The sequence below is a fragment of the Flavobacterium sp. 5 genome (assembly GCF_002813295.1).
Classification (GTDB): domain Bacteria; phylum Bacteroidota; class Bacteroidia; order Flavobacteriales; family Flavobacteriaceae; genus Flavobacterium.
Genome location: NZ_PHUE01000001.1, coordinates 3,308,263 through 3,332,504, shown reverse-complemented (window position 1 = coordinate 3,332,504; position 24,242 = coordinate 3,308,263). Strand labels below are relative to the sequence as shown.

The following is a 24,242-nucleotide window of genomic DNA, read 5'->3' as shown; positions in this document are numbered from 1 at the left end:
TGGGTACTATGAAAATGGAACTTTATAGCATTTTATTTATAATCAAAGTTTGGTTTCTATCCTAAAAATACTATTCCTCTTTAGCCTTGATAAAAGTGAAAATCCTTTTTGTTTTTCTTTAAAACAAAAAGATTGTAACGAATAGCGGCAACCCGCATAACCAAAACGCCAAGTCTTTTTGCTTCCAAAATAAATAATTAATCAAATAGAGAAAGAGGATTTTAACCAATGTAAAATGCCAGACTCCTATAAAAGAATCTGGCATTACCCACAATTAAAAATCTAAATACCTAAAATAACCTATAACTAATAACTAAAAAGACACATTTAAACCAATATTAAACATCCATTGAAATTGATTGAACGATTGATTTTCTAATGGATTGATATAATAATTCATCCCAGGCTCAATGAAAAATCTGGTTTTTTTATAGAACTCATATTGCAAAGTACTACTCAAAACTGTACCGTAAACATATTGGTTTACATTTTTATTTTCTCCAATTGAACTCCCATTCAATAGCACTTCATTTGAAATTAATTTACCTACGAAACCTCCTGTATTCATACTTATATTGGTTTTCTTTTTGCTTAAAAGAGCGTATGAAACCTCCAATGGCATCTCAAAATACTTCAAATTTTGGGTAACATTTCCTGTTTCAAAACCTGTATTGGCCTTAGAATTTGAGGCAAACAAATAATTTTCATTATTTGAAACAAAAACTATAGTGCTATTATTCGAAGGGCTGCCCTGTACTAAAGGCTGTGTATCTGATGTAAAATTCAACAAACTGCTTCGATCATAATAAGCAATTCCATCTATTTTTTGTCCAAGTTCATTAATTTTGAAGCCTGAACTTACAGCCCATTTTTTGTTTAACTTATAATTGGTCTTCACACCATAACCACTAGATTGTTTGGATGCTACGGTATTCCCCAAAGCTTTTTCATTATTATAATTTTCAGACCCCATTACGCCTGCAAAAACCTGAAGCGACCATTTATCAATAACATCTGATTCGGTTTTTTTCTTAGTTTTATCCTTATCCAACGCGGCCAAAGCATTCTCTAATTGAGCAACTTCCTTTTTTATTATATCAATTGAATCCTTAGTATTGGTGTTTTCTACAATTGCTTTATTGCCATTAAAACTAGAAACGATTGTATTTTGATTTGGTTGTATTGATTTAGGATTTGAACTTTTTACAAGTTCTTTGTTTTGTTTCGTTTCAGAAATACTAGTATTTCCAGTAATACTCATTATACTTTTTGGATTTCCTTTTGGATTACTCAGAGAATAAAAATTATTCATCCCAATAATGGAAGCCGATTTATAATTATTAACAGCTGTTGCATTTTTATTAGTAACTATATCGTCAGATTGTAATTTATCATCACTCTCAGCAATAAATTGATTCTGTTTGTGAGTTTTTGAATTCTTAACGTTTTGAGAGTCTGCCGATTTAGATGAAATAGTAGCAGCCGTTTTAGTTGCTCCCGAATTACTATTGGCTAAAGAAATACGATTCTCTTTAGTACTAAAGTTTTCATCTTTGTTTTCAATTACATCATTCTTTTTAGATTCTAAAGGAGTAGTACTTTTATTCCCATTTACCTTTTTGTCATTCTCATTATCTTTTGAATCATTTTGCAAAACAACTTCATTCAGATTATTTTCAATATTCAATTCTTGACTATTATTTTCATTTAAATTAACATACCAAATAGTTGGGAGAGAAAGTCCAGCCACTACACAAGCCGCAGCCCACCACCAAATAATAGCACGCTTTTTCTTTTTGGGTTTATCTAATTGAGCTTCAATTTTATCCCATAACTCTGGTGGTGGAGTACTTGAGAAGTTATCCAATGGAGAAAAAATAGATTTTGCTTCTTTATTTTTCATGCGTAATTATAGTTTTTTGAAACCAATCAGGTCTTTCTTTATTTACCTATACAGAATTTCTTTTTTATGCTGTTTTTGAATCTAAAATCATCAAAATTTTTTTTTTCAGAATACTTTTGGCTCTATTCAAATTTGATTTTGATGTACCCTCACTTATTTGAAGCAACGTAGCAATTTCCTTATGTTTCATTTTTTCGAAGACATACAAATTAAAAACCATTCGGTATTGATCTGGTAATTCTTGAATATATTCTAATAATTTTTCCTGTTCGATAGGTACCAATTCTAACTCTTCTTCCTGTACTACATCTGTATCAAAAACATCCAAAAACAAAATATCTTTTTTCTTTTTCTTTAATGTTTCTAATAATTTATTGATAAAAATTCGTTTAATCCAACCCTCAAAACTTCCTTCAAACTTGTATTGTCCTATTTTTTGAAAAGCAATTACAAAGGCTTCTTGAAAAACATCTTTGGCATCATCTTCATTTCGCATATATTTTAAGCACAGCCCATAAAGCATAGGAGAAAACAACTGATACATTTTCAGTTGTGCTTCCCGATCATTATCGACACATTTCTTAATTAATTCTATGCTTTCTTTCAAGAATTTTGAGGTATTGATTTACTATTACTTTTTTAGCTTTATTAAAAACTAGTATTATATGCATCTTCTTTGAAGGCAACTTCAATGATTTTAAAAAACAAATTATTCTCTATATTTATTTACCAAATATCATCTACAAAAATAAGTATCTCTTCGTTACTATTGTCAAAATTATTTTATTATGGATCAACAAGTTAACCATCTCCTTCATCTGAAAAATAAAATTTTAACAATCCCAACTTTATATTAATAAATCCGTTAACCCAGATTTCTAAATAAATCTGGGTTAACGGATCAAAACCAATTATAATTATAATTTGGTTTTCAATTCTACTATTTTATCTTGAATCACTTTTTTAAATGCAATGACTTCTGCAGTTTGATCTGTAGTATTATCAGCATCCAAATATATTTTAGTAATTACACCTCCTTGACTCCATTCAAAATAAACCCCTCCTTGATCATGAGCGTCTGGTGATCCAAATGTTTTAGTTTGACCTTTTAAATTTTTTATTTCAGTTGGCACTTTCAAAAGAAAACCAGCAAAATCATCTCTATAAACTAATGCCTTATAATCAGATGTATTAAACTCAGCAGGGAAATTATTCAGTTTTGAATATTGAAGCACTTTGTAATTTTCTATTCTAAAGAACTGATTACAATTTGTTCCATTACATTGACCAAAATAAGTCCCTACGATAGCATAATCAACAATTTTATTCACTTTGGAAAACAAAATAGGTTTATCCGATTTTGGAAGTACAATATAGTCCGCAGGATATGTAATTGCAGTAGTCACCATGTCACTATCACTAGGCTCTTTTTCGAAATACTCTATTAAAATTTGACAATCATTTTCAATTACAGTTTGAATCTTTATAACGTAACCTCCTGTAGGTTTTGGTCCGGACAAAAGTCCTAATATTCTTTTTGTCGTAAAATCTGGCAAGACAACATCAAAAGTTTCACAAGTAGTAAACTTCTTTTGCATTTCCTCTGCTGAATTTACAATTACATAAACAGGCTTCGTTGGATTTTCTTTTAATTGCCCACAAAAATTAAACCCCTCATAAGCAACGTTTCTAACATCACCACAATCTTGAACATTGCCAGAATCTAATGTATCTGTACAGGAATAAAAACTAAGAGCTACCAACATTATTGAAATCAAACTTTTCATGTTTTTTATATTTTAATAGTTTATTTATAATAGTAAGATAGCTATGTACTAAAAAGGTTGCGTGATGAAATAAAAAAATGTTGATTTAGCATTGGATTTATAATAATTCGTGAAATTTCATTTTAAAAATTAAGTACTACGTATTAATGCGTACTTTTACGTTTTAAAAAAAAGAAACATTTATGTTATCAATTCTTCCTTTATTAGTTGTTTTTATTATCGCACTTGCAATAGGCACTTTCATTGGCAAACTCATATTTTCTGCAAGATTTCAGTCAGAAAAAGTAAGTCTGGAAGAAAAGTTAATAGCACTTAATTCTCAACTGATTCAACAAAAAGAACAATTTTTATTGGATAAAAATACTTTCGAGAAACAACTGGAAATGTCTAATTCCGAAAAAGAAAATATCCGAAATGAGAAAGACAGCCTAGCCATTCAGCTCTCTAAAAAAGAAGTTGATTTTGAAAATCTTTGGGAACGCAACAAAGAACAAAAAGATGAAGTAGAGAAACTTCAAGAGAAATTCACCAAAGAATTTGAAAATCTTGCCAATAAAATATTAGAAGAAAAATCGAATAAGTTTACTGAGCAAAACAAAGAAAACATGAAAAATATCTTGACACCATTGCAAGATAAAATTCAGTTATTCGAAAAGAAAGTTGAAGACACACACAAAGAAAGTATTGATTATCATGCAGCTTTGCGACAACAAATACTTGGCTTAAGTGAAATGAATGCTCAGATGAGTAAAGAAACATTGAACTTAACCAAAGCATTAAAAGGCGACAGCAAAATGCAAGGAAACTGGGGTGAATTAGTTTTAGAAAGAGTTCTGGAAAAATCAGGCTTAGAAAAAGACCGAGAATACCATGTACAACAATCGCATGTCAATGAAGATGGACAGCGCGTTTTTCCTGATGTTGTTATCAATCTTCCTGATGGAAAAAAGATGATTGTCGATTCTAAAGTTTCCCTAACAGCTTATGAAAAGTTCATAAACGAAGAAGATGAAAACTTAAAGAAAACCTTTTTAAGAGAACACGTAAATTCGATAAAAAGCCACGTAGATCAATTGGGAGGAAAAAATTACCATGATTTATACCAGATAGAAAGCCCCGATTTTGTTTTGCTTTTTATCCCTATGGAACCTGCTTTTGCATTGGCACTTAATGAAGATACTACGCTATATAATAAAGCTTTTGAAAAAAATATCGTAATCGTGACACCTTCTACTCTATTGGCTACTTTACGTACTATCGACAGTATGTGGGCGAACCAAAAACAGCAGGAAAATGCCTTTGAAATAGCAAGACAAGCAGGTGCATTATATGATAAATTTGAAGGCTTTGTAGCAGATTTAATCAAAATCGGAAAGAAAATTGAAGAGAGTAAAGTAGAATATCAAGGAGCCATGAATAAACTCGTTGAAGGAAAAGGAAATTTAATTACCAGCGTTGAAAAACTAAAGAAAATGGGAGCCAAAGCCAAAAAAGCACTTCCTGAAAGCATTTTAAAAAGAGCAGAAACAGATAATAATTCACTTCTAAACTAAATAAAAATGAAAAAAATTCTAGCTATTATTATTGCATTAATAACTATTGGTTTTGCAAGTTATTTTGCTTTTATCTATTACGTTTCAGTTAGCGATGGTATTCGATCTGGTGAATTAATCCGATTAAGCCACAAAGGAGTTATCGTAAAAACATGGGAAGGAGAATTAAGCCAAGGAATTTCAGGAGCACAAATCTTTAAATTTTCAGTATTGGATAGTGATAAAGATGTAATTGAAAAAATGAAAACTCTCCAAGGTCAATATGTCAAACTTACATACGAAGAAAAATACAGAACCTTTTTCTGGTGGGGAGAAACCAGATATTTTATCAAAACAATAAAGAAGGAGAACTCTCCTTTTAACCAAAAATAAACCTATGGACAAAATTTACAAAACAGTTCCTTCATCTCATGTCAGTATTTCTGTATTGATGTTACCTTCACATACCAATTTTAGCGGAAAAATTCATGGTGGCTATATTTTATCTCTCTTAGATCAAATTGCCTTTGCATGCGGTTCTAAATTTTCCGGAAATTATTGTGTAACGGCTTCCGTAGATACAGTTAATTTTTTAAAACCTATTGAAGTAGGTGAACTTGTAACTATGAAAGCATCTGTAAATTATGTTGGAAAAAGTTCTATGGTTGTGGGGATTCGAGTAGAAGCTGAGAACATTCAAACGGGAAATAAAAAACATTGTAATTCTTCATATTTTACTATGGTGGCAAAAGATAATGAAGGCAATAGCGTGCCAGTACCTGGTCTAATTCTATCTAATTTTGAAGATGTAAAACGTTTTTGCAATTCATTAAAACAAATCGCTCTAAAAAAAGAGCGAGAACTTCATGAAGAAGAGTTCAATTACACTTCCAAAGAAACTCTTGAAGGTTTAAAAAAGTACAATGTACAAATCAATTTAGATTAATACTTTTTATTATAAAAGCGCTATTTCTATAGCATTTACAATATTTTCAAAAGGCCCAATATAAAAAAACAAAAATTTTATATTGGCCTTTTTTTTGGCTCAATTTTAAGACTATTACCGTAAAAAAAATCGTAACTTTAAGTACAACCTTTAATAGAAAAGATCATGAAAAAAATTACTCTATTAGCTCTGTTATTAGTCCTTTATCCCATTGATGCACAAAACAAATTTAGCTCATCCAAATGCGCTATTTCCTTTGAAGCATCAGTGCCATTATTTGAAGCTGTAGAAGCCAAAAATAATGACGTAGACTGTACATTAATCCCCAATAAAAGTGAAATTGCTTTTACAGTTGTTATCAAAAAATTTCAATTCAAAAGAGATTTGATGCAAGAACATTTTAATAGCAATTACATGGAAAGTGACCGATATTCAAAAGCAACTTTTAAAGGCATTATCGAAAAATTTGATTTGAAGGCAATCACCGAAGAAGAGAAAGATTTTTTGATAAATGGAAAATTAACCATTCACGGAAAATCTCGAATGATTACTGTTCTCGCAAAAATTAAAAAAGTAGGCAACGGAATACAAGTGAACTCAAATTTCACATTGAATACGGATGATTTCAATATTGAAATACCTAATATTGTTATTGCTAAAATTTCAAAAAAAGTGAATACACAAATCGAATGTGTTTTAAACTAAGCTTTATTTTTGGCAATTTTTTAATGCCTTTTTGAGATTTTTAAATTGAAATCTAAACCCTAGTTTTTTAATTTTATCCGAAGAAACCCTTCTTCCTGTCAAAACAAGTGCTGCTCTTTCTCCCAGCATCAGTCGAATTAAAAATGCTGGGACATTAGGCAACCACATCGAATAACCAAAAGAATTTGCTAATTCTCTAGAGAAAATCAGATTCGTAGTACTATCATTAATCGTAGCATTATAAGAACCTGTCATTTTTCCGTTTTCAATAGCTTCAATATACATTATACACAAATCATGTACGTGAATCCATGGCATATATTGTTTGCCTGAACCTAAAGCACTACCTAAACCTTTTTTAAAAATTGGAGTAAGTTTTTTTAATATACCTTCATTTTTGCCCAATACCATACCCGTACGAATTTTCACAGTACGAATACCCAAACCTATCATTAAATCAGCCGATTTCTCCCATTCCTGACAAACAGTTCCAACAAAATCATTGGCAGGCAATGTATTTTCGGTACAAATACCTTCGCCATTAACCGTTCCATAATACCCAATGCCCGAAGCCGAAACAAAAGCATCAACTCTTTTATTTAACTTTTTTAAAGTATCATAGATCAGTTGTATCGATAGTATTCTACTATCAAGAATTAAGGTTTTTCTTTTGGAAGTCCATCTTTCTTCGACAATATTTTCTCCTGCCAAATGAATGATATAATCGGCATTGTGTACAGCAGCCTCTTCAATACTTTGCGAAGTTACATCCCAAATATAATAAGAAACACGATCTGTGTTTGGTTTACTATTTCTGGTAAGTATTGAAACCGTATAACCTCTTTCCAATAATTTTTCAGTTAGATACCTTCCAATAAAACCGGTACCACCTGTTATTAAAACATTTTTACTCATACTTTATAAATTACAAGAAATCAATTATAACATTACAAATATAAGCTAATGTCATTTTTAACAGTATTAATAAGAAGTTAAACGTAAGCCCTTTATACACAAATTATACTTAAAATATTTTTTTGTTTTTTAGTAATTAGTAATAAAATCTAGCTATACATTGTACATTGAAATCATTCACTAAAATCATTTCAAAATTCCAGCTTTATAAGTAGCTATAGCTCTATCTCTGGCAAAAGCATGATCTACCATTGGCTGTACATATCCTAAATCAAATTCGGGAATCCATTGGCGGATGTAAACTCCTTTTTCATCAAATTTCTTGAGCTGAATGTCAGGATTAAAAACTCTAAAATAAGGAGCCGCATCACAACCTGTTCCAGCTGCCCATTGCCAATTGCCTACATTGGCCGATAACTCATAATCCAATAGTTTATCGGCAAAATAAGCTTCTCCCCATTGCCAGTTGATGAGTAAGTGTTTGCATAAAAAACTCGCCACAACCATACGCACTCTATTGTGCATATAACCCGTTGCATTAAGCTGACGCATTCCCGCATCGACCATTGGATATCCTGTTTTTCCTGTACACCAACGCTTGAAATCTTCTTCGTTATTACGCCACTGAATTCCGTCATAAGCCGATTTGAAATTATGAGTTACTACTTTTGGAAAGCTGAATAGGATTTGCATAAAGAATTCTCTCCATATCAATTCACTCAGGAAAACATCGTTTTTACGAACAGCCCAATTGACTAATTTTCGGATGCTAACGGTTCCAAAACGCAAATGCGGAGAAAGATATGATGTGCTATCGATAGCTGGAAAATCACGAGTTTCATGATAATTAGCAATTTGTGTTAAATTATACGGCTTAACTTTTATATCAGTTTCCTCAAAACCTATTTGCTGTAAGGTCTGGAATTCAAAATCACTTTTAAAGAAATTAGAGAAATGCTTTTCAGTATCATATTCCACAATTGGTGCCATTGATCTGTATTTCTCTAACCATTTGTTTTTATACGGCGTATAAATCGTATAAGGCAATCCATCCGCTTTGGTGATTTCCTTTTCTTCGAAAATTACTTGATCTTTGAAAGAAAAACAAGAAGCATTATTCTCTTTTGCTAAAGTCTCAATAGCCAAATCTCTTTTGATAGCAAAGGGTTCATAATCTTTATTTAAAAAAACTGCAGAAATTATAAACTCTTGGAAAAGTAATTTCCAAACTTCGGTTGTTGTTCCTTTTTTAATTAAAAGTGAGCTACCCAAACTATTTAATTTGGCATTAATTTTTTGGAGTGATTCGTGTATAAAACTTACACGTGCATCGTTTTTGGGTAAACTATTTAGAATATCAGTATCGAAAATAAATAGTGGAATTACAGGATGCTCGGACTGCAAGGCATGATACAATGCTACATTATCTTCCAGACGCAAATCACGTCGGAACCAAAAAATTGAAACTTTTTGTTTTGTCATTATTTTGAATGGTACAATTTGTTAATTATTTAGACAACGACTGCCTTTTGCATGAGGGATAGAAGTGGAGCTCTTTTTTATTGGGCTTTTTTTGCCCAATAAAAAAAGCGGGAACGGATAGCCCGACCGCCTTTTTCTGGCGGTCATGCCCAAATTATTTTTATCGATAATTGTTCGTTGACTCTTCTAATTTTTTAAAGTTACAAATTACACGAATTTTTGAATTAATTTGAGTTATTTACACCCAAAAGTTAAAATTTAATACCCTCTAATCTTTAAATTCTCTCTATATTTGTGCCTTTCGAAAAAACAACAAAAAATGACTACTCTAAACGAATTGAATGCTATATCGCCAATCGATGGTCGCTATAGAAGTAAGACAGCATCTCTGGCTCCTTTTTTCTCTGAAGAAGCATTAATCAAATACCGCGTATTAATTGAAGTTGAATATTTCATTGCTTTATGCGAAGTTCCTTTGCCACAATTAAAAAACGTAAACCCGAATATTTTCGATAGTTTACGTGATATTTATAAAAACTTTTCTACCGAAGATGCTCTTTGGATTAAAGAGACTGAAAAAGTAACCAATCACGACGTAAAAGCGGTTGAGTATTTTATCAAAGACGCTTTTGAAAAACTTGGTTTATCTGAATACAAAGAATTTATCCACTTTGGATTGACTTCTCAGGATATTAATAATACTGCAATTCCGCTTTCGACTAAAGATGCTTTTGAACAAGTGTATATGCCATCTTTGATTACTTTGATTACTAAATTAAAGGATTTAAGTCAAGAATGGGCAAATATTCCGATGCTTGCCCGTACACACGGACAACCTGCTTCTCCAACTCGTTTGGGTAAAGAAATAGCTGTTTTTGTTGAGCGTATAGAAGAGCAAATGCGTTTATTGTTTAACGTTCCTTTTGCAGCTAAATTTGGTGGTGCAACTGGAAATTACAATGCGCATCAAGTAGCATATCCTCAAATTGATTGGAAACAATTCGGAACAAAATTTGTTCAGGAAAATCTAGGACTACATCATTCTTTTCCAACGACTCAAATCGAGCATTACGACCATTTTGCTGCCTTTTTTGATGCATTAAAAAGAATCAACAACATCGTTATTGATTTAGACAGAGATATTTGGACGTATGTTTCTATGGAATATTTCAAGCAAAAAATTAAAGCGGGAGAAATTGGTTCATCGGCTATGCCACACAAAGTAAACCCTATTGATTTTGAAAACTCTGAAGGAAACTTAGGAATTGCTAATGCTATTTTTGAGCATTTATCAGCTAAATTACCAGTTTCAAGATTACAGCGTGATTTGACAGACAGTACGGTTTTGAGAAACATTGGTGTGCCAATGGGACATACAATTATTTCTTTTGAAGCTACTTTGAAAGGTTTGAATAAACTTCTTTTAAACGAGTCTAAATTTCATGAAGATTTAGAGAAAAACTGGGCTGTTGTAGCGGAAGCTATTCAAACTATTTTGCGCAGAGAAGCTTATCCAAATCCTTATGAAGCTTTGAAAGGTTTGACTAGAACCAACGAAGCAATTGATAAAAATGCGATTCATAGTTTTATTGCTACACTTGATGTTTCGGATGAAATTAAAGCTGAATTAATGCAAATCACTCCAAGCAATTTTATAGGGATATAGATTTAAAAAAATTACATAAAAAAGTACAAAGTTAATTATGAACAAGAAACTCTTACTATTCATATTGCTTTGTACTTTTTTTTTATTTTCATGCGAAAATAAAAAGCCGATAATAAAACCTAAACCCTCGCATCCTATCGCTGGAGTAGTTATCACCTTTGACGACACAAGTGTTGATGAATGGTTTGAAACTGACAAAATATTGAACCTCTATTCATGGAAAGCTACTTTTTGTGTTTCTAAAATAAATACGTTAAGCTATCCTGAAATAAACAAACTCCAAGAATTACAGAAAGAAGGTCATGAAATTGCGGGACATGGTTATCATCATTTTAAAGCTCCTGAATATGTAGCTGCAAATGGGATTGATAAGTATATCAATGAAGAAATAAACCCAATGCTGGATTTAATGAAATTCTATTCTTTGAAAGTAAGCTCCTTTGCTTATCCTTATGGTTTTAGAAACCCTGAAATTGATTCGGTTCTTTTAAAAAAGTTTAAAATAGTACGAGGAACAACCTACGGTGCCGAAGATCCTTTTTTTCAATATTGTTATTTCGAAAACACCCGATCAGTATTAGCAATTGGCATTGATACCGATTATCCTAATTTCAGTATCCCATATCTTTTAAAATTATTAGATTTTGCCAAACGAAAGAATAAAATACTAATCCTTTATGGACATAAACCTGTAAATAATATTACAGCTAAGTATCAGACAGAAACAGCTACTCTGGAACTAATTTGTAGCTATGTCCGACAACATAAGATGGCTTTTTACCGTTTAAGTGATTTAGATAAATTAAATTAAAGTCCCCTTTCATTCTTTTTCAAGCCTGAAATTTGTTATTTTTATATCGAACCCAATAATTCTCCAGTGACAGTTTAGCCCAGATAGTAGTTGAAAGCCTTGAACGAAATAAAACTATTTTTCTTGTAAGTCCAAAACGACTGAAAGAAACTTCTACGAGTCTAAGAAAAAAGTTTTATCTCCAAGAACTTGAAACGAATGACTGGATTTACTTCTAAAAATAAAAAACATGAGTGCAGTAACGGATACAACACAACATCTAGAACCTTTAATAACCGATTTAGGATTAATATTAATGACAGCTGGAATTGCTGTTGTGATATTTAGAAAACTCAAACAGCCTTTGGTTCTTGGTTATTTGATTGCTGGTTTTCTAGCAGGGAATCACTTTGATTTTTTTCCATCGATAAAAGACATTAAGAGTGTTGAAGTTTGGGCAGAGATTGGAATTATCTTTTTATTGTTCAGTCTAGGATTGGAATTTAGTTTTAAAAAGCTAATGAAAGTCGGCGGTACAGCCTCTATTACAGCAGGAATTCAAATAGTAAGTATGTGTATTGTGGGTTATGCCGTTGGACAATGGCTGGGTTGGCCTACTATGGATAGCATTTTCCTAGGTGTGATTCTCTCGATATCTTCGACCACAATTATTCTAAAATCATTTGATGAATTGGGCGTTAAGACGCAAAAATTCGCAGGAATCGTTATTGGATCGCTAATTGTTCAAGATATTCTTGCCATATTAATGATGGTTTTATTATCGACAATAGCGGTGAGTAATCAATTTTCTGGAGTTGCTCTTTTAATGTCGGTATTAAAACTAGTATTTTTTCTTGTGCTTTGGTTTTTGGGCGGAATTTTTATCATTCCTACTGTGCTCAAAAAAACCAAACATTTGCTAACCGACGAAATGCTATTGATTATTTCTCTGGCACTTTGCTTGACTATGGTTATTTTTGCTGCAAATGTTGGTTTTTCACCTGCTCTTGGTGCCTTTATTATGGGATCTATAATTGCAGAAACCACTCAGGCCGAACATATTGAGCATTTGATAAAACCGGTGAAAGATTTTTTTGGGGCTGTTTTTTTTGTGTCTGTTGGAATGTTAATTAATCCAGACGTACTCTATCAACATGCCGTACCTGTCATCATCCTTTCTGTTGTTACTATTTTTGGACAATCAATTAGTTCTACATTTGGAGCTTTATTATCAGGACAACCTTTAAAAGATTCCATCAGAACTGGAATGAGTTTGTCTCAAATTGGAGAATTCTCTTTTATTATAGCTACTTTAGGGGTGACATTGAAAGTTACCAATACTTTTTTGTATCCAATTGTAGTGGCAGTTTCGGCTGTGACAGTATTTACAACTCCGTTTATGATTAAATATTCCTTACCTTTTTCGGAGTATTTAGCTCATAAATTACCTCGTAAATGGACCAAAAGGATTGAACGTTATTCAGCTAGTACACAGGCGATAAAAACGGTGAGTTTGTGGCAAACAGTAATCAATGCTTTTTTGATTCAGGTAATTGTGCTTGTGGTTATCATTCTTGCTATTATTTTGCTTTCTGCTCGATATCTACTTCCATTAGTAAATGATTATCATTTAGGTAACTCACTGGGAGCTTTACTAATTTTAGGAATACTATCTCCTTTTTTATGGGCACTAGCTTTTCGACGAGTAGCTACAGACGAAGTAGAACAATTAATGCATGATCGGAAATCCCGTGGACCATTGACCATGTTGTTTTTCATTCGAATTTTATTATCTGTTTTCTTTATTGGTTTATTACTAAATATATTCTTCTCTCCGAAAATTGCTTTAATTGCATTGATAATTGCAGTAGTAATCTATTTAATTTTCCACAAAAGATTACACACTCAATATCATAAAATTGAAAATCATTTTTTGACAAATTTAAATGACAGAGAGATTGACAGAGCTAAAAGAAGTCGAAGTGATCTATCGCCTTGGGATGGGCACATGGCTATATTTGATATTGCTGCCGAATCGAATATTGCTGGTGAATCATTGAAGAATTTACAAATTAGAGAGAACCTAGGAGTAAATATTGTTTCTATAAAACGTGGTGAGGTCATGATTCACATTCCAGAGGCAAACGAACGTATCTTTCCTGGAGATGAAGTGTGTGTTATTGGAACCGATGCGCAGGTTCAAGAATTTAAAAAATACCTAGACCAGCACGAAATGGATATTTCTCCCGAAGTTGTTGAGCCTGATATTGTTTTAAGGCAAATAGAACTAAAGAATCATAATTTTCTAGGAAAGAGCATTAAAGATTCCAAATTAAGAGAAAAAACCAAAGGATTAATTGTTGGGATCGAAAAAAGAGGAAAGAGAACTCTAAATCCAGAATCGAATGTTATTTTGGAAAAAGATGATATTTTATGGATCGTTGGAGATAAAAAGCTACTAACGGATTTGGCTCACGATTAAAGATTAACTAATGTTGAATTTTTTAACAAAAAACACCTCCTATAAAATGAAACTTTTCAAAACTATTTTTTTTGCACTATGTTTATCTACCTCTTTGGCATTAACCGTAAAAACTTATGGACAAACTAAAGTAAATACAAATTTTACTGCCGGTGTTGCAGCACTTGACGCTAATAATATGCCACTTGCTTACAAAAAATTTCTAGCAGCAGCTAAAGAAGGACATCTAGATTCTCAATTCAATGTAGCTTTGATGTATGAAAAAGGAATGGGTGTTGGCAAAAATGAAAAGGAAGCCCTTATTTGGTACAATAAAGCTTCTGAACAAGGAAATGTAAATGCTCAATTCAATTTAGGGGTGTTTTATGAAAATGGTAAAGGCACACCGATTGATTATGCAAAAGCTAATAAATGGTACCGCAGGGCAGCCTTGCAAAAAGACGGACTAGCTATTGGAAATTTAGGAATGTTATATATACGGGGACAAGGTGTAAAAATGAACAAGGTTGCTGGAATGTCGCTACTTCTACTATCTATTAAAATTGATCAAACTCCTGAAAATAATGCTAAAAATAATATTACTGCAACACGTGATTTAACCGTAAATATGATTAAAGAAGCACAATCACTTTCTGATAAAATGAGTAATTCAAAAAATATATTATTACCACTAGATCAATATTTGAAAAAATAACAGGGATAAATAATATTAGCTGCTTCAGATTATCACTACCTCAAAATGATTTTAGACATATTCAGAAAAAGAAAAAAGCATAAGATTTTTAAAATCCTATGCCTTTTATCTTTATATAACTCTCCTTTAATTATCTCGAATAATTCGGAGCTTCTTTAGTAATTGTTACATCATGTGGGTGACTTTCATTGATACCACTAGCAGTAATACGAACAAAACGTCCTGTATCTTGCAAAGTAGCAATATCTTTAGAACCACAATATCCCATCCCAGCACGAAGACCACCTACGAATTGTTGCATACTTTCGTTTAGCTCTCCTTTATAAGGTACACGCCCTACAATTCCTTCTGGAACTAATTTTTTAACATCATCTTCAACATCTTGGAAGTAACGGTCTTTCGATCCTTCCTGCATGGCTTCAACAGAACCCATTCCTCTATATGATTTAAATTTTCTTCCTTCAAAAATAATGGTTTCTCCTGGAGATTCCATTGTTCCTGCTAATAATGAACCTAGCATTACACTATCAGCTCCAGCTGCAATCGCTTTAGGAATATCTCCTGTATAACGAATTCCACCATCAGCAATTACAGGAACTCCTGTCCCTTTTATAGCAGCGGCAACTTCAAGAACTGCAGAAAATTGAGGAAACCCAACCCCTGCTACAACTCTTGTTGTACAAATAGAACCAGGTCCTATTCCTACTTTCACACCATCAGCTCCATTTTCTACTAAAAATAAAGCAGCTTCTGGAGTGGCAATGTTACCAACAATTACATCTAGTTTTGGAAATTTAGCTTTTACCGCTTTCAATACATCAACCACTCCTTGTGTATGTCCATGAGCAGTATCAATAATTACAGCATCAACACCAGCGTTTACTAGAGCAGTTGCTCTTTCAACAGCATCAGCAGTAACACCTAAAGCAGCTGCTACTCTCAAACGACCAAATTTATCTTTATTGGCATTTGGTTTTTGAGTTAATTTGGTAATATCTCTAAAAGTGATTAAACCTACCAATTCATTTTTATCATTTACTACAGGTAATTTTTCAATTTTATGACCTTGCAATACTACCTCAGCTTCTTCTAATGAAGTTCCTTCGGCAACAGTTACTAGGTTTTCACTAGTCATTACCTCCACAATAGGTCTCGATCCATTTTTTTCAAAACGTAAATCTCTATTGGTAACAATTCCCATTAAAATTTTATTCTCGTCTACAATTGGAATACCACCAATACCAAATTCTCTCATGGCATTTTTAGCATCCGAAACTGTAGCTGTCATTAATAAAGTAACTGGATCGATAATCATACCAGATTCTGCACGTTTTACTTTACGGACTTTGGCTGCTTGTTGTTCGATAGTCATGTTTTTATGCAAAACACCTATTCCTCCTTCTTGTGCCATAGCGATTGCCATAGAACTTTCGGTTACAGTATCCATAGCTGCAGATACAATAGGAACATTTAATGTAATATTTCTGGAAAATTTGGATTTGATACTCACTTCGCGAGGAAGAACATTTGAGTAATTTGGAACTAATAATACATCATCGTAAGTTAAACCTTCGCCGATAATCTTAGAGTCGTGTGCTTTCATGTTGCAATTTGTAGTTGAATTGCGTGCAAATATACATAATCTAAAGCTAAAAACACTTTACTAGACTATTTTATTTTCAAATTGAATTATGAAAGGCTATAAAAAAGAAACATTTTACTATTTGTAATAATTTATTTTATTGCTGCATTTTATATGAAAATTTATTACTTTTTATTTATTACTTCCGCCTGAAATAATATTAAATCCTATTTGAAATATAAGAGCATTCGCCTTCGAAACATCTCTATATTCCAAAAGATTATCGGCTAATGCATAAAAATTAACTATACCAATTTTGGTTGTCAACCCCAAACCAATATTCGAGGCAGAATAAGAATCGATAGTATAAGTAGCTTTCATTTGTAATCCTCGAAGAATTCTTCTTCTATAATAGCCTGTTAAGGCCAACATAGGCTCTTTAGGAGTACTCATTATAAAAAGCTGCCCACCAACTGCACTTCGATACCAAGAATCTTCATCTGTTGCACAATTACATTCTGTTTGTCTTTCTTCTTCAAATGAATATTGAAAAGAAGAATAAAATTTCAAAGGACGCCATGTTGTATATTTATGATACAAAGTATCAAAAGGAATTGCTTTTTTAAAATCATCGTAGGCATCACCTACAGTACCTGCGGAATTAAAATCGGTAATTACTCCTTTGAAATTATAAGTTCCTTTAAAAGTAAAACTTTCCACGTCTTTGGAGTGACTTACAAAACCTATATCTACTAAACTAGCTGTTAGTTGTATATTCCGTTTGGGATAATAAGTAAGTCCTAAGTCTAAACCTAATCCTAAATTCCCACCTAGAAAAGCTCTTTTAGTTACATCTTCTCTCATGTCGCCCGCAATATCACCATCATAATTTTCATTGAGATACTTCGAAACTCCAGATGTATTAAGTTCCAAATTGGAATATATTGATTGGTCATAAATTAAATTCTCTCCTTGAGTAGTTACAAAATAACCAGAGTTATGGGTAGATGTTCCATTAAAAATACTCGAATAAATTTTTCCACGTGCTCCAAGAATAAGCTTCTCATTCATTTGTTTATTAAAACCAACATGAAAAACAGAAAGTAACTCGGCTTTTACACTCAAATCACCCAAATCAAAGGACTTTCCCATATAATCTTTGTTCCCATACAAAGCCAATATCGCCAAATCTGTTGGTATGTAAATAAACGAATCCAATTCTTGGTACATTCCAAAAGACACATAGAATTTACTTTCTGGTCCTCCAACACGAAATCCCGCAGTAAATATTTCGAGTTGCTGATTTGCTGTAACATAATCTTTACTGTTAGTAGCAGCTACAGCATTCTTAACTTTGGTTGTAAAATCAACGCCATTATTTGCAAATAAACTATAAGCATCAAATCCTGTAGAACCCACATTCGCAGAAATACCAGACAACAAAGGCACTCCAACAAACCATTTGTATTTTACATCTGCACCAGGATTAGTCAATAAACTTTGTGGTTGAGGCGTGAAATTATATAAAATCTCTTTGTTCTGAGAAAAACAATAAAAAGAGAAAATAAGACTTAGAAGTACGGATATTTTTCTCATTTTATATCGAAATAAGCAGTTATACTTGAGCTTAATTCAACTCTCCCGAGCGTATCTTCGGATATTGGCGTTCCAGGTAGCATTAAAACTGAAAAAATCATTTTGGTTGTACTCTTCAGTATATCCACATTTGCAGTAGTAAATGTTTCCGTTTTTTCGACTACAACCTCAGTTCCATTATATTCAGGCACATTCATTGTTATTGTATGAATGGGCAAATCATTTTCATCAAGAAGAATAATATTAAAAATATAAGCCCTCTTAATTGTGTTTTTAATTCGGAAATATAATTCGGTTTTAACCAAATCACTTTCAACAAATGATGTATTCAAAAACTCAACATTGGAGGTATAAGAAAAAAAAGGAGTTTCAGTCCCATTCGAAACAAAATCTGATGCATCATTTTTTATATATGCGAGATTTGTTGTTGCGACTGGTTGAGTATTGAAATCATTAACTTGGTCGAAATCTAAATCACTACTGCATGAAAAAAAATAGTAACCTATTGTAGCAATTAAAATAATATTTTTGAGAAAAGTAAATTTCATACCTATTTATTTTAATTACAGAACAGTAGTTTGCTGTTTTTTTGGAACCATACTAAAGTAACAAAAAAAAAAATTAAAACACCTAACTACCAATAACTTAAATTAAAAAAAACTATATCTTAATGAAATTCACCAAATAATTTTGAAGCTTCATTGTAAACACTTTCAAAACTCATTGGACTGCAATTGGTATTTTCTTTTTTAACCGTAAAATAAGAAAGTAATTTCTCTGTAGGCATATTACCCGTTAGCTTATCTGTAGCCATAGGACAACCTCCAAATCCTTGAATTGCACCATCATAACGACGACAACCACCCTTATAAGCTGCGTCAATTTTTTCTAGCCACTTATCGGGAGTTGTATGAAGATGTGCACCAAACTCAATTTGAGGATATTGTGGAATTAAATGAGAGAATAAATACTCAATCACATCAGGAGTAGAACTTCCGACTGTATCAGAAAGAGATAAAATTTTCACTCCCATTCCAGCCAACTTTTCGGTCCATTCAGCAACAATTTCAACATTCCACGGGTCTCCATAAGGATTTCCAAATCCCATAGAAAGATAGGCTATAGCTTCTTTATTGGTTTTGTCTGCAATATTTAAAATTTCATCTAACGTTACCAAAGATTCGGCAATCGTTTTATGCGTATTACGCATTTGAAAATTTTCTGAAATCGAAAAAGGAAAACCTAAATATTGAATAGCTGCATGTTCAGAAGCCAAAGTTGCTCCTTGAACATTGGCTATAATAGCTAATAATTTACTTTTTGTTTTGGATAAATCAAGTTGTTCTAACACTTCGGCAGTATCTTGCATTTGAGGGATGGCTTTTGCCGAAACAAAACTACCAAAATCAATTGTGTCAAAACCAACTCTAAGCAAAGCTTGTATGTAAGCAGCCTTTCTTTCGGTAGGAATAAAGGTTTTTATGCCTTGCATAGCATCCCGCGGACATTCGATTATTTTTATAGCCTCCATAACTTTCAAATATATAAAAAGGTTTTGAGTTATAAAGAAAGAAAATCGTTAGCCTATTATTTTTTTGATAAAATTGCTTTATTTATTTCCTTAACTAATGCAGGTCCTTCATAGATAAAACCTGTATATAATTGAAGTAAGCTAGCACCTGCTTCTAATTTTTCTATAGCATCCTGGGCAGAATGTATTCCTCCTACTCCAATAATTGGAAATGCTTTATTACTTTTTTCAGAAAGAAAACGAATCACTTCCGTAGATCTTGATGTTAGAGGTTTACCGGACAAACCTCCTGTTTCTGTTTGATCACAAGAACGCAATCCTCCACGAGAAATGGTTGTATTGGTTGCGATTACACCCGCAATTTTTGTTTCTTTTACAATATCGATAATGTCCAGCAATTGCTCATCAGTAAGATCTGGAGCAATTTTAAGTAATATTGGTTTTTGTTTTGGCTTAGCCAGGTTCTTATTTTGCAAAGTTTGCAACAATTGAGTAAGCGGCTCTTTCTCTTGCAATGCTCTAAGATTAGGAGTATTTGGAGAACTCACATTAACAACAAAATAATCTACGTGATCAAACAAAGCCTCAAAGCAAATTTCATAGTCCTGAGTAGCATCTTCGTTTAGAGTTACTTTATTTTTACCGATGTTACCACCAATTAAAACTCCGTTATTTTTCTTTAAACGCTCAACCGCTTCAAGAACTCCTCCGTTATTAAACCCCATTCTATTTATGATCGCCGAATCTTCTTTTAAACGAAATAAACGTCTTTTTTCATTACCAGGTTGTCCTTTTGGAGTTAGTGTGCCAATTTCTATAGAACCAAAACCAAAGTTAGAAAGTTCACTATACAAAGTAGCATCTTTATCGAAACCAGCTGCCAAACCTACTGGATTTTTAAACTTTAATCCAAAAACTTCAGTTTCTAATCTTTTGTCATTTACTTGGTATAAAAATCTAAAAAGAGATGGAAATCCTGGAATTTTTGAAACTATCCTAATTAATGAAAAAGTAAAATAATGGACTTTTTCCGGATCAAAACAAAAAAGAATAGGACGTATAAAAATCTTGTACATAGTTCAAATATTGGTTGGCACAAAAGTAAAGAAATGTTTTCAGTTTTTAAACATATAAACAACGTTAAAGCCATCCTTTTGTTAAATTAGTAACCAAAAATCGAACTAAAGACCAAACTCAATTGTATCTAAAAATCGTAAAACAAACTTGATATGCTTTTGGATTGGATTGTATTTACAATCAAGTTTGTCTTCGAAATATTTTTAAAAGATTCATTATAAGCAACAAACTAAAAACCTAACCCGAATGATAGTTCTGTATGTTTTAGCTGTTTATTTAAACCTTCAAATTATTGCTTTATTATTTTTTGAGTAACCGAACCATTTTCATCATAAATAGTAATAAAATAAATTCCGTTAGCATATTTACTTAAATCGGCTTGAATTGTCTCTGATTTTTGCTTAATATCATTCAATAAAACACCTAAAACAGAATAAATTTTAATTCCGATTATTGGTTCACTGGCATGAACTGTCAAAACATTCGTAACTGGATTAGGATATACTGAAATAGCAGCTGAAGCTAAATAAGACGGAGCAGAAAGAGTATCATCATTTTTGGCAATCCAATTTGATGCTAAACTATTGTCTAAATCTGTACTTATTAATTGCAAATAACTTCCGTTACCATCTGCTTCGGTTACCCAAGGTGATGCGTCCAAATATTCGACACTATCAATTGTATTTCCAAATCCATCAGCTAAAACAATTTTCTGAGAAGAGTTTGATAAATTTCGTGTGAATTGTCCAGATGCTGCAATTCCATATTTACTTTGAAAAGTAGTTGGATTACTTGCCAAGAAAATACTAGCTCCTGCTAAAACAGTTGAACTTGCTGGAAACTGATACGTAATTCCTAATTCTTTTAAATAAACCCCTGTTAGATCTACGGTTGTAGTACCTGTATTTACAATTTCTATAAACTCTAAATCATCACTAACCGAAAACCCAACTGAAGTAGCAGGATTGTAATTTATTTTATTAATTACTAAAGAAGGAGTTTGAACAGAACTACAAGATGAAAACGATCCTAACTTAGTCGTCATCCAAGATATTCTGGTAGTCAAGTAGGTTTTAATGCCTGCAACTTCGGTTGTAAAATCTCTTAAAGCTCCCCATTTTATATTATCACGATTTTTAGCTTCGGTGATATAATTTGCCGAGTCATCAATATTTTGCACTAAACTAGAATAATTAAATGGTTTACCTGTTTGTGTTAGCTCATTCCAACGTTTAGATAAATAACATTTGAAATTAGAATTGGCAAATAAATCAGTCCAAAACTTAGGTCCTTCGTTATCTCCATTAGAAAATTGCCAAACATCTGTTTTGCTTCGATCAAGACCCCACTGAAATAAATCATTACCATACGTTAAATTAAAATCCCAAATAGGTCCTGCTCGCAATTTACCATTTCTATCTTTATGGAAATAAGTGCTAAATTGATAGCCATCTACATTTGAAGCCAATTCGTTAAGCAACATAAAATCTACAAAAGAAGGCACATCTATAACGGATGGGTAACCCGTTATTAAATCCGAATTGCCAGAATTTGATGCTAATTTTAAAAACTCATTCTGTATATATGTATTTTGTTCCTGTGTTACCGCGGTTGGTTTTGGCAATTCATGAATAAAATCTGTACTCCCACTGTAGGAAGCCATATTCCAAGCAACAGGATCTCCACCAGTTGTTTTATCTGCTTTTGTTATATACCCTCCAGTAACATTTGGCGAGCTAATATCCGAAGAACCAATTTTAAGTATATTAATACGATCTGAATTTGCTTTTAGTTTTTCCTGAAGAGCATACAAACCTATGTACTCTCCGTTTAGAACCACTTCACAATAAACAGCCCTGGAAGCATAATCACCAATTTGTCTTGCTAAATTATACGAAATTAAATCTCTCATAAAAGAAGGATCAAATGCAAAAGAATTTAACACCCAATCATTTTCTGATGGCATTCCTAATAAACTAACATTATTATTACTCTTATTATCTGCTTTTAAAGTTGTTAAACCATACGGTTTCTTTGGTAGCGATTGCGAAGAAGAACCTCTAATTTCAATACCAATTCTTCCATTATAATTCAAATACTCAGCAGTACTAACATCCGTAAGAAAATTTCTGCTCCCATCTGGTCTTTTAATAATTTTCATACTAGCCAAAATTTTTGGATCATCTGGTATTTCTAATGGCTGATTCGTATTAGGATCCAAATCTGTGCTAATAACAACAATAGGTAAATTACTATCGGTAAATGTTTGCGAATGAATTGCCGTAGAGGAAAACAACAGTATTACAAAAAAGAATTTAAACAGGAGAACAAAATTTAAAGTACGTAGTTTTAGCATCATAAAATATTTTTTTTTCCAAATATAGAGATTTTAACGAAATAAAAGCTTCGTTTATAACAAGTTGTCGCTTAAAGCCACGGTTGTCACGAGCGTCTATCAATTAATGTGTTCGAATGTTGAGTCGAAACAAAAAAAGCACCGCCAATGCAGTGCTTTTTTAGTCCTCATAATAGTATTTTAAACCGTAAGTGGTGCTGCAACTTCTGGCACTTCACTATTTATAGTATTATAAATAACATAATCATTGTACTTGGCCACATCGCTGGTTTCCCAAAGGCTAAGTCCAATTGTGGTATATTTTACCAAAGTCTTGTAGATAGTATTACCCGCTTCTACCCGGTCTTCCTGCATAATATCGCGTTCGCCAATTTTTATTTTAAGATCTATTATCAGTGTTTCAAATTCGTTGCAAAGTGTGGTAATGGTCGTTAGCATAGCCGCTGTCAATCCATTTGCAGTAAGAGCTGCTAAAAACTCTGTCCCTACCCGTACCACTCTTTTTCCGGTAATAAGTAAATCCGAATCTGATTGTTTCGAGAGTGCTTCGGTACCAAATTTTTTATATTTAGCCTCACTGGTACCATACTTTAACTCGACACGTGCCATAACTGTTCTAATGGCTACGCGCAATTGGTCGGCTTTAGCATCTTTGCTTGCCGTAACACCAGCTTGACTGTTTACTGCCTCGATGTCGGTAATGGTATTCGAAAAAGCATTGATCGCCGTTTCCAGACTGGTCATTAATGTTGCCGTAATACCAAAAGGGGTAAAAGCGGTAGCGTCTCTGCGCATAAAAGCAATTTTCTCTTTCCCTGTGGTTACTAATGTGGCATCCGAAAAAGTATATAGTCGAACAACTGATGGTTTTTTCATAATTATTTTTTTTAATTTAAAAGTTAATACTTACAAATATATTAAAAACACAATATGTACTACATTTATATATAAAAAAAATAGTACAATACTATTGTGCAAAACACTAATTAACAGCTTTTAAGCTTCTCGAAGACCAAAATCGGGACTTAGAAGCACGTTTGTAGCAGCCAGAAGATCATATTATGCACTTAGAAGACCATTTGACGCAGACAGAAGTATGTTTTCCGTTGACAGAAGCTCATTGTCCGCCGCCAGAAGTATCTGGGAGGCTGCCAGAAGCTCGTGGGAGGGCATTCTTTTTGCTTCGGAAGCCCAATTT

The 24,242-nt window shown here is 32.6% G+C and carries 20 protein-coding genes; 8 read left to right on the top strand and 12 right to left on the bottom strand.

What is annotated here, in order from left to right; translation table 11 throughout:
* Positions 1-313 precede the first annotated feature (313 nt).
* From CLU82_RS13885 to CLU82_RS13875, 3 genes are all read right to left on the bottom strand, one after another.
* A complete protein-coding gene (locus tag CLU82_RS13885) occupies positions 314-1,903 on the bottom strand; it encodes a hypothetical protein (protein ID WP_100843648.1) in 1,590 nt (529 codons plus the stop codon).
* 64 nt (positions 1,904-1,967) lie between these two features.
* Entirely contained in the window at positions 1,968-2,447 is a 480-nt protein-coding gene (locus CLU82_RS13880) for an RNA polymerase sigma factor (protein ID WP_369829048.1), read from the bottom strand.
* 373 nt (positions 2,448-2,820) lie between these two features.
* Positions 2,821-3,690, bottom strand: coding sequence for a protease complex subunit PrcB family protein (locus tag CLU82_RS13875; RefSeq protein ID WP_100843646.1), 870 nt, complete (start codon positions 3,688-3,690; stop codon positions 2,821-2,823).
* Between the two features lie 182 nt (positions 3,691-3,872).
* On the opposite strand from CLU82_RS13875, the gene rmuC reads away from it, so the two are divergent.
* The 4 genes from rmuC to CLU82_RS13855 all read left to right on the top strand — a co-directional run bounded on the left by rmuC (position 3,873) and on the right by CLU82_RS13855 (position 6,873).
* Positions 3,873-5,243 carry a DNA recombination protein RmuC gene (rmuC, locus tag CLU82_RS13870; RefSeq protein ID WP_100843645.1) on the top strand — a complete coding sequence of 457 codons (1,371 nt, stop codon included), beginning with the start codon at positions 3,873-3,875 and terminating at the stop codon, positions 5,241-5,243.
* A 6-nt stretch (positions 5,244-5,249) separates the two neighbouring features.
* Positions 5,250-5,615, top strand: coding sequence for a 6-phosphogluconate dehydrogenase (locus CLU82_RS13865; protein ID WP_100843644.1), 366 nt, complete (start codon positions 5,250-5,252; stop codon positions 5,613-5,615).
* A 4-nt stretch (positions 5,616-5,619) separates the two neighbouring features.
* Complete coding sequence (locus CLU82_RS13860) at positions 5,620-6,168, top strand: acyl-CoA thioesterase (RefSeq protein WP_100843643.1); 549 nt, start codon at positions 5,620-5,622, stop codon at positions 6,166-6,168.
* Between the two features lie 165 nt (positions 6,169-6,333).
* On the top strand, positions 6,334-6,873 hold the full coding sequence (locus tag CLU82_RS13855; RefSeq protein WP_100843642.1) for a YceI family protein: 540 nt from the start codon (positions 6,334-6,336) through the stop codon (positions 6,871-6,873).
* A 3-nt stretch (positions 6,874-6,876) separates the two neighbouring features.
* On the opposite strand, the gene CLU82_RS13850 is transcribed toward CLU82_RS13855, so the two are convergent.
* Positions 6,877-7,788 carry a TIGR01777 family oxidoreductase gene (locus CLU82_RS13850; RefSeq protein WP_100843641.1) on the bottom strand — a complete coding sequence of 304 codons (912 nt, stop codon included), beginning with the start codon at positions 7,786-7,788 and terminating at the stop codon, positions 6,877-6,879.
* 186 nt (positions 7,789-7,974) lie between these two features.
* Positions 7,975-9,270, bottom strand: a complete 1,296-nt coding sequence (locus tag CLU82_RS13845) for a deoxyribodipyrimidine photo-lyase (protein ID WP_100843640.1) — start codon at positions 9,268-9,270, stop codon at positions 7,975-7,977.
* Positions 9,271-9,589: 319 nt separating this feature from the next.
* Here CLU82_RS13845 and purB point away from each other — a divergent pair, with 319 nt between their 5' ends.
* From purB to CLU82_RS13825, 4 genes are all read left to right on the top strand, one after another.
* Entirely contained in the window at positions 9,590-10,936 is a 1,347-nt protein-coding gene (purB, locus tag CLU82_RS13840) for an adenylosuccinate lyase (protein WP_100843639.1), read from the top strand.
* Between the two features lie 37 nt (positions 10,937-10,973).
* Positions 10,974-11,747 (top strand): polysaccharide deacetylase family protein, encoded by a 774-nt coding sequence (locus CLU82_RS13835; RefSeq protein ID WP_100843638.1) that lies wholly within the window; start codon positions 10,974-10,976, stop codon positions 11,745-11,747.
* A gap of 229 nt (positions 11,748-11,976) precedes the next feature.
* Entirely contained in the window at positions 11,977-14,208 is a 2,232-nt protein-coding gene (locus CLU82_RS13830) for a cation:proton antiporter (RefSeq protein WP_232735249.1), read from the top strand.
* A 46-nt stretch (positions 14,209-14,254) separates the two neighbouring features.
* Positions 14,255-14,902 (top strand): tetratricopeptide repeat protein, encoded by a 648-nt coding sequence (locus CLU82_RS13825; RefSeq protein ID WP_232735248.1) that lies wholly within the window; start codon positions 14,255-14,257, stop codon positions 14,900-14,902.
* 130 nt (positions 14,903-15,032) lie between these two features.
* Here CLU82_RS13825 and guaB read toward each other — a convergent pair whose 3' ends face one another.
* The 7 genes from guaB to CLU82_RS13790 all read right to left on the bottom strand — a co-directional run bounded on the left by guaB (position 15,033) and on the right by CLU82_RS13790 (position 23,920).
* Positions 15,033-16,505 (bottom strand): IMP dehydrogenase, encoded by a 1,473-nt coding sequence (guaB, locus tag CLU82_RS13820; protein WP_100843635.1) that lies wholly within the window; start codon positions 16,503-16,505, stop codon positions 15,033-15,035.
* A 171-nt stretch (positions 16,506-16,676) separates the two neighbouring features.
* The gene (locus CLU82_RS13815) at positions 16,677-18,080 is read right to left on the bottom strand and encodes a DUF5723 family protein (protein ID WP_100843634.1); all 1,404 of its coding nucleotides are present in this window, start codon (positions 18,078-18,080) and stop codon (positions 16,677-16,679) included.
* Positions 18,077-18,628 (bottom strand): hypothetical protein, encoded by a 552-nt coding sequence (locus CLU82_RS13810; RefSeq protein ID WP_100843633.1) that lies wholly within the window; start codon positions 18,626-18,628, stop codon positions 18,077-18,079. Before CLU82_RS13810 ends, CLU82_RS13815 begins: the two co-directional genes overlap by 4 nt.
* A gap of 119 nt (positions 18,629-18,747) precedes the next feature.
* The gene (locus CLU82_RS13805) at positions 18,748-19,611 is read right to left on the bottom strand and encodes a hydroxymethylglutaryl-CoA lyase (protein ID WP_100843632.1); all 864 of its coding nucleotides are present in this window, start codon (positions 19,609-19,611) and stop codon (positions 18,748-18,750) included.
* Positions 19,612-19,667: 56 nt separating this feature from the next.
* Positions 19,668-20,687, bottom strand: coding sequence for a quinone-dependent dihydroorotate dehydrogenase (locus CLU82_RS13800; protein ID WP_100843631.1), 1,020 nt, complete (start codon positions 20,685-20,687; stop codon positions 19,668-19,670).
* A gap of 290 nt (positions 20,688-20,977) precedes the next feature.
* Positions 20,978-23,047, bottom strand: a complete 2,070-nt coding sequence (locus CLU82_RS13795; RefSeq protein ID WP_232735247.1) for a CotH kinase family protein — start codon at positions 23,045-23,047, stop codon at positions 20,978-20,980.
* Between the two features lie 177 nt (positions 23,048-23,224).
* Positions 23,225-23,920: a hypothetical protein gene (locus CLU82_RS13790; RefSeq protein WP_100843629.1), complete on the bottom strand. Its 696-nt coding sequence runs from the start codon at positions 23,918-23,920 to the stop codon at positions 23,225-23,227.
* Positions 23,921-24,242: the final 322 nt, after the last annotated feature.

Bases quoted from the DNA above. Each gene is read 5' to 3' on its own strand.
- CLU82_RS13885 (WP_100843648.1), bottom strand. From the start codon at position 1,903: ATGAAAAATAAAGAAGCAAAATCTATTTTTTCTCCATTGGATAACTTC.
- CLU82_RS13880 (WP_369829048.1), bottom strand. From the start codon at position 2,447: ATGTATCAGTTGTTTTCTCCTATGCTTTATGGGCTGTGCTTAAAATAT.
- CLU82_RS13875 (WP_100843646.1), bottom strand. From the start codon at position 3,690: ATGAAAAGTTTGATTTCAATAATGTTGGTAGCTCTTAGTTTTTATTCC.
- rmuC (WP_100843645.1), top strand. From the start codon at position 3,873: ATGTTATCAATTCTTCCTTTATTAGTTGTTTTTATTATCGCACTTGCA.
- CLU82_RS13865 (WP_100843644.1), top strand. From the start codon at position 5,250: ATGAAAAAAATTCTAGCTATTATTATTGCATTAATAACTATTGGTTTT.
- CLU82_RS13860 (WP_100843643.1), top strand. From the start codon at position 5,620: ATGGACAAAATTTACAAAACAGTTCCTTCATCTCATGTCAGTATTTCT.
- CLU82_RS13855 (WP_100843642.1), top strand. From the start codon at position 6,334: ATGAAAAAAATTACTCTATTAGCTCTGTTATTAGTCCTTTATCCCATT.
- CLU82_RS13850 (WP_100843641.1), bottom strand. From the start codon at position 7,788: ATGAGTAAAAATGTTTTAATAACAGGTGGTACCGGTTTTATTGGAAGG.
- CLU82_RS13845 (WP_100843640.1), bottom strand. From the start codon at position 9,270: ATGACAAAACAAAAAGTTTCAATTTTTTGGTTCCGACGTGATTTGCGT.
- purB (WP_100843639.1), top strand. From the start codon at position 9,590: ATGACTACTCTAAACGAATTGAATGCTATATCGCCAATCGATGGTCGC.
- CLU82_RS13835 (WP_100843638.1), top strand. From the start codon at position 10,974: ATGAACAAGAAACTCTTACTATTCATATTGCTTTGTACTTTTTTTTTA.
- CLU82_RS13830 (WP_232735249.1), top strand. From the start codon at position 11,977: ATGAGTGCAGTAACGGATACAACACAACATCTAGAACCTTTAATAACC.
- CLU82_RS13825 (WP_232735248.1), top strand. From the start codon at position 14,255: ATGAAACTTTTCAAAACTATTTTTTTTGCACTATGTTTATCTACCTCT.
- guaB (WP_100843635.1), bottom strand. From the start codon at position 16,505: ATGAAAGCACACGACTCTAAGATTATCGGCGAAGGTTTAACTTACGAT.
- CLU82_RS13815 (WP_100843634.1), bottom strand. From the start codon at position 18,080: ATGAGAAAAATATCCGTACTTCTAAGTCTTATTTTCTCTTTTTATTGT.
- CLU82_RS13810 (WP_100843633.1), bottom strand. From the start codon at position 18,628: ATGAAATTTACTTTTCTCAAAAATATTATTTTAATTGCTACAATAGGT.
- CLU82_RS13805 (WP_100843632.1), bottom strand. From the start codon at position 19,611: ATGGAGGCTATAAAAATAATCGAATGTCCGCGGGATGCTATGCAAGGC.
- CLU82_RS13800 (WP_100843631.1), bottom strand. From the start codon at position 20,687: ATGTACAAGATTTTTATACGTCCTATTCTTTTTTGTTTTGATCCGGAA.
- CLU82_RS13795 (WP_232735247.1), bottom strand. From the start codon at position 23,047: ATGATGCTAAAACTACGTACTTTAAATTTTGTTCTCCTGTTTAAATTC.
- CLU82_RS13790 (WP_100843629.1), bottom strand. From the start codon at position 23,920: ATGAAAAAACCATCAGTTGTTCGACTATATACTTTTTCGGATGCCACA.